Annotated in this window: 1 protein-coding gene and 1 pseudogene; one reads left to right on the top strand and one right to left on the bottom strand. The window is 54.6% G+C overall.

What is annotated here, in order from left to right:
- Positions 1–54 precede the first annotated feature (54 nt).
- Positions 55–348, bottom strand: a complete 294-nt coding sequence (locus EXE44_RS16480; RefSeq protein ID WP_241988345.1) for a DUF433 domain-containing protein — start codon at positions 346–348, stop codon at positions 55–57.
- A gap of 410 nt (positions 349–758) precedes the next feature.
- On the opposite strand from EXE44_RS16480, the pseudogene EXE44_RS21545 reads away from it, so the two are divergent.
- Positions 759–1,197, top strand: a pseudogene (locus EXE44_RS21545) (RNA-guided endonuclease TnpB family protein); the annotation flags it as partial.

Below are 1,197 nucleotides of genomic sequence, written 5' to 3'. Positions count from 1 at the left end.
ACAGTCACGGGAACGCAAGGATGACTTTAGAACAGTCATACCGAGGTGTCCAAGTCACGGGTCCGACAGATCCTCGGGACCGGTGACGATGTCCGGATCGTTTGCTGCGGCGTCGTGGAGATCTTGACGACGTTCCTCGACATCCCGCATCTCTTCTGGGTGATCGTGATAGTATGCCAGCGCGTGGTAGACCTCCGCGGCAGTGAGGTCGAACCGATCCGCAACCGTCTGTGCGTCGAGCCCGCGCTCTTCCACCAGCGCGTGGACGTGGCGCACGGTGATTCGTCGGTCCCGAATGTGCGGCTCGTCGTGGATCCCCGACTCGTCACCTGCGACGACGGTGTTCATCTGCCTCGACATACCGGCAGCTACCGGCGTATTTGCCTTTAGTCTTTGCCGGTATGTGGAGATTAACGACGGGTGCGACCGCATGAGTCGGATTTTGCTGGCTCGTAACATGTTCTTCAGCAACGAGGCTACCGAGGTTTGTGGCCCTAAATATCAGTAATAATAGGACTTGTGAGTTCAGCTGTGAGTAAATCCAATAACTGTTAATATATAAACACTAAGACACTACTGGATACTCAATTTTCCAATTCATCCAATCCTGCCTCTAGCACTTCGGTGTATGCCTCCGAGAGTCCCAGATTGTTCGCTTCAGCGTAGTCTTTGATTCGGCCACCAAGCGTGTGTGAAATATCTACGTTCGGGCGCATGACAAAAAGACTTTAAGACTAAAAGTATAATAAATCATCGTCGTGAAGCGTACCAACACGTTCGCAGTACGTCCGCTTTCCGAGGACGGAGAGGGGCTGCTACGGGACCTGTTGGACGCTTCCGCCGCTCTCTGGAACGAAGTCAATTATCAGCGCCTCATGCGGTACAACGACGGAGACAGGTTCAAAGGCAGCGTGTGGGACGCCGATACAGGCCATCTCGAAGGTAAGTACAAAGGCGTTCTCGGCGCGTCCACCGCTCAGCAGGTAATCCGCAAAAACAGCGAGGCGTGGCGCGGGTTTTTCCGACTCAAAGAACAATACCATGATGCTTCCAACACCTCCGTCACGGACCACCCCGAACCACCGGGATTCCGTGGCAACGAGGATGACGGTCGTCAGCTCAAGACCGTCATTCGCAACACGTCGTACACCGTCGAATGGGGCGACCGCTCGCGACTCGAAATACTGATTGGGAGCG

Source organism: Halorubrum sp. SS7, assembly GCF_005435055.1.
Classification (GTDB): domain Archaea; phylum Halobacteriota; class Halobacteria; order Halobacteriales; family Haloferacaceae; genus Halorubrum; species Halorubrum salinarum.
The sequence above is the reverse complement of the archived record's forward strand: the minus strand, read 5'-3'. Positions and strand labels throughout refer to the sequence as shown.